The 6892-nt window shown below is 43.9% G+C and carries 6 protein-coding genes; all 6 read right to left on the bottom strand.

Going from position 1 to position 6892, the window contains the following annotated elements:
* Positions 1 to 477: 477 nt before the first annotated feature.
* The 6 genes from pgeF to HOL16_00865 all read right to left on the bottom strand — a co-directional run bounded on the left by pgeF (position 478) and on the right by HOL16_00865 (position 6741).
* Entirely contained in the window at positions 478 to 1281 is an 804-nt protein-coding gene (gene pgeF, locus HOL16_00890; GenBank protein MBT5389254.1) for a peptidoglycan editing factor PgeF, read from the bottom strand.
* Positions 1274 to 2275, bottom strand: a complete 1002-nt coding sequence (locus HOL16_00885; GenBank protein MBT5389253.1) for a class I SAM-dependent methyltransferase — start codon at positions 2273 to 2275, stop codon at positions 1274 to 1276. The genes pgeF and HOL16_00885 overlap by 8 nt, the downstream gene beginning before the upstream one ends.
* 43 nt (positions 2276 to 2318) lie before the next feature.
* Complete coding sequence (locus HOL16_00880) at positions 2319 to 3122, bottom strand: prolipoprotein diacylglyceryl transferase (protein MBT5389252.1); 804 nt, start codon at positions 3120 to 3122, stop codon at positions 2319 to 2321.
* A gap of 3 nt (positions 3123 to 3125) precedes the next feature.
* On the bottom strand, positions 3126 to 4112 hold the full coding sequence (rfaD, locus tag HOL16_00875) for an ADP-glyceromanno-heptose 6-epimerase (GenBank protein ID MBT5389251.1): 987 nt from the start codon (positions 4110 to 4112) through the stop codon (positions 3126 to 3128).
* A 102-nt stretch (positions 4113 to 4214) separates the two neighbouring features.
* Positions 4215 to 5426, bottom strand: a complete 1212-nt coding sequence (locus HOL16_00870; protein MBT5389250.1) for an MFS transporter — start codon at positions 5424 to 5426, stop codon at positions 4215 to 4217.
* A 103-nt stretch (positions 5427 to 5529) separates the two neighbouring features.
* Entirely contained in the window at positions 5530 to 6741 is a 1212-nt protein-coding gene (locus HOL16_00865; GenBank protein MBT5389249.1) for an MFS transporter, read from the bottom strand.
* Positions 6742 to 6892 lie beyond the last annotated feature (151 nt).

Below are 6892 nucleotides of genomic sequence, written 5' to 3'. Positions count from 1 at the left end.
TTCGTCTAGAGTTCCTAGGCTCCGGGAAGACGACATTGGGAAGGCTGATAGGACGTACTCCCTTGCCTTCGGGAGGACGGAGACACTGGAGTCCTTGCAGCCCGCGGAACACGTCCAAAACCGTCTTCCCGGCCATTAGGAATTATGGGCAAGCCGTAGGCGCGCCCTAGAATTCCTTATGAGCGCGGGATCCATCTTTCATAAATCAGAGAAGGTTCAAAATCACGTCATAGCAGCCTGTCACGTCGTAGCGTAGCGAAGACGGATGAGCGCGGGATCCATCTTTCATAAATCAGGAAACAGAACTCGGAGAACAGAAATTGCATTCTATAAGCGATTGCATCTGAGCTCTGAACTCCGTTGGCTGATCTCTGCTCCATGGATCCCGCGATGCCAACTCACTCTATGCCTCACCGGCTTAAGACGCCGGTTCGTCTAGAGTTCCTAGGCTCCGGGAAGACGGGAGTGGGGCTGTTGCTAGGATATGGATCCTACTATACCAATGACAGACATTTGGTTGCCATAACCGTTTTCTTTTCTGTGAGTGGCACGGCGATAGCTGAAGAAAGTTTCTTCCTCAGCATACGTATTGTTCTCGAGCGTTGTGACATTCGAGAGACCCGCGCGCTCTAAAAGCTGAGCCACATAGCCTTTCAAATCAAACAGGAAATGCTCCTCACGGGAAGAGGGAAGAAAATATCGCTGGTTATTAGCATCTTTTTCCAGGAACTTATGGGGAAAGTCTGGTCCAACTTCATAGGACTCCTGAGAAATACTAGGGCCCAATACGGCACGAATGTTTTCTCGAGAGGCCCCAAGGGATTCCATCTTTTGAAGCGTTTCTTCACAAACACCCTTTAAGGCGCCCCCCCAACCACAATGGGCAGCACCTACTACCTTTGCTAAGGAATCTGCCATAAGAACAGGCACACAGTCGGCCGCCAGGACACCAATAAATAGTCCGGGCATATTGGTCACCAAAGCATCTGCCTCACAGGGATCCTTGTCCCAGGGCTTTTCAACAATGATACAATCTTTACTATGAATTTGGCGAAGCAGCACCAACTGATCAACGGTTGAGCCTAAGGCTCCAAGAGCAAGGTCTTTATTCTTGTGAACCGTCGCAGGATCATCCTTTTGACGCCCTTCAATACGAGAAATGCCACAGTTAAGCGTTGAGAATATACCCGAACTTCCCCCACCATTTCGGGTAAAAAAACCATGACGAATGCCGGGCAGGGACTCTAGGGAAGAAGCTTTAAAGTAGGGAAAGTCAGACATGAAAACCACAAGGAACTGTTTGATTTGAATCTGTAATAGCAAGAACCTTGAACAAGTTGCCCATTTCCTTGGGAGAGGTCAAGCGCAAATGGGCCCTTTTTACCTCCTCTTGAAGAGACTCATGTTTTCCTTCCTGCAAGGCCTGTGCGCGTACGGCTATCCCGAGTCCATTTAGAAATGCTTCCTGTGTGACAGGTCCATGAGGTTGCGCGCCTTGTCTGTAGGCAATTTCCACTAGTTTTTGAAAGTCCACATGGGCCGTTAAATCAGATTGCCCTGGGAAGGCGAGGGGGCTAACGGGCTGGTGATCCTTGAGAGCCTGAAAAGTATCTCCCTTTTCACCGCGGCTATACCCATAGTCTATGAACAGTCCACAGCCCCCGTGGATTTTAATATGTGCAGATATTTTCGCCAAAATACTTTGAGCTAGTGGACACGTTTCAAACAGAGTTCCTGCGGGTTGCTCTCCCATGACTGGCACCTCTTTTGAAACAAGATCCACGTAGCAAAGTTCATCCTTATGGGTATCAAACTCAACACAACGTTCATGCCATATGCCATCCTTTGAAATGAACTGCTGAATAGGCAAGGCATCAAAGAATTCATTTCCGATCCAAAGGGTGGGGCCCTTTAATTTAAGATCTTCTATAGATTCATACCACACTGGATCATAGGCTTTCAGAGCCTGCTTTTGTTGACGTCGCAAAGAATCATTTATTTCCACCAAGTGAAGCTTTAGACCCTCTATAAATCCTGGAGACGCCTTTCCAGCGCGCAAAGCATCAGACATCAGAGTCCCGCGACCAGGCCCCAATTCCACAATGTTAAAAGAAGCAGGACTTCCCATGGCTTGCCAGCGTTCAACGCACCAGATGCCTATGAGCTCGCCGAACATTTGGCTAATCTCTGGAGCCGTTGTAAAATCACCTTGCCGGCCCAGGGGATCACGTTTCCGATAATAACCGTGCTCAGGGTGGCTCAAACACAAATTCATGAAGGAATCTAAGGGGAGGGGGCCTTTTTCCTCTATAAGCCCCCTAAGAATTGGAAGAAGGGGTGACACGTGGACCTCTAAACATAAGAAACAGCCCTACTAGTGCCATAGGAAGGCTCAATAGCTGCCCCATGGTCAACGGACCGAAGATAAACCCTAAGAATGCATCTGGCTCTCGGAATGTTTCAGCTAGAATGCGAACAATGGCGTATCCCACAAGAAACATGCCGGAAAGATAGCCTACCCGGGAGAATGTACTTTTCCGAATAGCAAATACATAGAGCAAAATAAAAAGAACAATCCCTTCCAGAAAGGCTTCATAGAGTTGACTAGGGTGGCGGAGAAACGGCCCCCCACCGGGAAATTGCATGGCCCAAGAAACGTCCGTCATGCGTCCAAAAACTTCCCCGTTAATAAAGTTCCCTATACGCCCAAAGAATAGGCCTATTGGCGCCGCACAGGACAATAAATCGGTTAAAGAAGGGAACGGAATATCTCGCTTGCGACAGAACAAAATCGTCGCCGCAATCATCCCACCAAGGCCTCCATGGAAGGACATGCCTCCCTCCCAGGTGTAAAAGATAGAAAGGGGATCTTGCAGATAGATTAAAGGCTTATAAAACAGCACAAACCCAAGGCGTCCACCCACGACCACTCCAACGATTGCCCACGTCAGAAAGTCATCTAAATCCTTTTTCGTAAAAAAAGGTTTGGGGTTCAGCTTCAACAAATAAACACAATATTTCCAGCCCAATAGAAAGCTAACGACGTATGAAAGGGCGTACCAATGAATTTTTAAGGGGCCCAACTCAAGGGCAATGGGGTTGATATGGGGAAAAGGGATCATCGCTTATCTATAGGGGTCAGCTGTTGCAAGATACTTCAGAACGTATTCCTTGGTGCCATCCTGAAGTGAGGTAAAGGGCTTTTTGTAGCCTGCTTTTCTCAAGCGGCTCATATCTGCTTGGGTATAATACTGATATTTCTCTCGGAGTGTTTCAGGCATCTCAAAAAACTCGATATCCGGCTTTTTAGTGAGCGCGGTAAAGATGGCCGTTGCCAAGGCGCTAAAGGGCTGAGCCTTTCCTGTACCCACATTAAATATACCGCTCTGTTTTGGATTGTCTAGAAACCACATCATCACATCCACACAGTCTCCAACCCAAACAAAGTCTCGAAGCTGACCACCATGGGGATATTCCTTTTTATAGGACTTAAAGAGCTTCGCCGGTTCTCCAGCACTGATTTTAGGATAGAGATGAGCAATCACACTCTGCATACTGCCTTTATGATACTCGTTAGGCCCGTAAACGTTAAAGAATTTAAGACCCACCCACTGGGCAGGAGCTTTGCGCTTTTTATTAATTTGGCTCACGATCCTCTTGTCCACAAGATGCTTACTCCAGCCATAGGCGTTCATAGGGCGAAGTTTTTCTAGCGCAGGCAAATTATCATTATCCACAAAGCCCTGATCTCCATCGCCATATGTGGCCGCCGAGGACGCATAAATGAGACGCTTGTCATGTTTTGCACACCATTGCCAAAGGGCCGTTGTCAGCTCAAAATTGGACGACATGATCAAATCTACATCTGTCTCGGTGGTAGATGAAATGGCCCCCATATGAAAGATTGCTGTAATGTCCTCGCGATGATCATCCAAAAAACCCATAAGTTTTTCTGGAGATACAACATAGGCAAGGGTCCGCTTCGCCAAATTCTTCCACTTTTCATCGGTTCCAAAAACATCACAAACAGCAATGTCCTCATCGCCTCGCTCTTCAAGAGCTGCGACGATATTAGACCCTATAAATCCTGCCCCGCCAGTAACAACGTACATGCGTATAACTCCTTTTCATGTCTCGAGTGGCATTTATACGCCCTCCACGCTATTTCTTCAAGAAAAAGAGCACAAGTCAGATATTTTGGTTTCCTAGGTGTTTTAGGCTGAGGATTTCTTGCCCAAGGGCTTCACCTTTATAAAACCTGCAAGAAAAATGATAAGCATACCTCCCAAAAAGGCTAATAAAAGCTGATGAGCACCATATTTAGTCATAACGGCACCTATAATCAACGTTCCTCCTATGGCTCCCACCTTAGAGAAAATATTGCACCCAGAAATTGCTTTCGGTATATCACTCGCATCTACGACACTTGAAAGAAAGGCCATTACAAGTGAATATATACTCCCCAATATGCCACCCATAACAAAAAAGATAACATAAAAACTATCCGAAAAAATTTGAAACTGATATAGGACAGCGCAGAGCAAGATAAAAACAAAACTAACCCCTAAAATTACTTTTGAGGGCCCCAGCCTGTCAGCAAGAATCCCAATTGGAATAGACATAAAAAAAGCGCCCAAACTGAAAATGGACAATAGTAATGCAGCATCACCACTTGTCATGTGGTAAAATTGTTCTGCAAAAATGGTGATGTATTTGCCTGAGCTAAACCCAGCACCTATACTAATGCAGAATAAAACGAATACGGGCAAAGCAATAATATATATCAAACCGGCAAATATGCTCTTGTGCTTTTTAATTTTTTCTTCTTTAGCTTTTTGAATTTTGAACCCTAAGGCAACAGGAAATGTCACAACTAAAAATATACTCGCAAGAAGAAAAGGGGTTATGCCCGTTACGCCGGTATATTGGATGAGAAAGGGCCCAAGGCTTGAACCAAGTCCGATTAAAACAGCAATAAAAGACATTACGGTTGCCATTCGAGCCTGTACAGTATGCTGTATGGTAGAAATGACAAGAAGTGTGAATAGCATCCCAGAAAGCCCTCCCCACAAGAATCGAAGGACATATACGAAGAAAGTTTGATCACAAAAAGGAGTAGCAATAATGGCACCCGCAAGCGACAAATATAGAGAAGGGAAGATAAACTTGTTGGCAAACATATCAAAGTATTTTGAAATAATGAAATTAGATAGTATGTAGCCCACAGAATAAAGAGAAGCAGTTATCCCAATATCAAAATCACTATAAGCATGCGCAAGCAGATCCAGACTTAAAAGAGTTCCAGAAAAAATAAAAGCTAAAGTAAGGAAAAAGTAGATTGTAAGATTTGTAAGAAGCAAATGCGGATTATCCGAAAATTTTCGGACATACTGTCGGCTTTTCTCACCTGCTAACTTATTCACCATGTCGCATTTTCCCTCCATAGACATTTTTTTATTACCAACTCAGGCATACTTTTGTTCATTATGAATAAAAATAATGAAAAAAGCAGCCCCTAAAGCAAATATTTTAAGCTGTGGATTTTTTCTGGTGCCAAAAAAGGTGAAAGAGGATGGAAATAAAAATGATGAGTCCACTTGCTAGCAAAATAGAGAGAAAACTCATGGCACCATAAGACGTCATAAGCGCCCCTAAAACAAGAGTCCCAAAGATTCCCCCAAGCTTCCCTAGAATGTTAAATCCAGATACAGCTTTCGGAATATCATGCTTGCCAACTACGTTCGTCATAAAGGCTAAGAGCAGAGAATGTAAAGCATTTATGGATCCTCCTATGAGAAAGAAGATAGGATACAATAAATCTGAAAAAACGTTAAAATAATAAAGAGAAAAGCCCAATACCGAAAAAACAAAACTAACAGCTACAATCACTTTTGAAGGGCCAAACCGGTCCCCGAGCCAGCCAATGGGGATAGAAATAAACACAGCCCCTGCACTATACACCCCCAGAAGGACTGCTGCGTCCTTCGCAATTATATGGTAGAATTGTTCAGCATAAATCGTTAAAAATTTGCTGGTACTGTAGCCTATACCCAAACTAATTGACAATATAACTAAAACGGGCACGGTCAGAAGACACAAAATACCCGCAAAGAGAGAGTCCTTCGTTCGATGTTTTTCTTTTTTAGTTTTATGTATTCTAAACAAAAAACTTAAAGGAAAAGCGATCACTAGGGTTATCCCCGCTAATAGATATGGCATAGCACCAGAAATCCCCGTGACCTTAACCAAGAAAGCGCCTGACGTGGCGCCAAGGCCTGCCAAAACTCCTACAACCGCCAGGACAACTGCGATACGTTTCGGATTAGCATGTTGTATAACGGCAATAAGGAGGAGGGTGAATAACATTCCTGAAAAGATCCCCCATAAAAACCTCAGAGGATATACAAGAAAACTCGCTTCACAAAAAGGAGCAGCAAACATGGTGACCGCGAGAAATGAATAAAGGCAGAAAAATACGTATTTTCCAGTAAAATCATTAAAATGTTTTGAAAGAACAAGGTTAGCGAGTATATATCCAGCAGAATATAGGGTAACGGTTAGAGCAACCCCAAAATCTGAATAATGATGGGCATGCAGATCCAGACTTAAAAGGCCTCCTGAATATGAAAAAGTGTGAAAAAGTAAGAAAAAGATAAAGAAATTCAAAAAAATTATGAAAGTTTCACCAGAGTATTTTGAAAATGTCCCTGGCTTTCTCTTATCTACAGATTGATTCTTCACAGTAAACTTTTCCTCTCTATCATTTTTTATTTATTTGCACTGTAAGTCACTCCAACCTGACACGACTACCCCGTCATTCTAAACATAATTTGAAGAAAACACCATCCAGCTTGTGTAAAAGTTGCGAAAGGAAAATATTAGCCCATAACTC

The organism is Alphaproteobacteria bacterium, from assembly GCA_018662925.1.
GTDB lineage: Bacteria > Pseudomonadota > Alphaproteobacteria > 16-39-46 > JABJFC01 > JABJFC01.
Note: the sequence above shows the minus strand (reverse complement) of the source record. Positions and strands in the feature narration are given on the sequence as shown.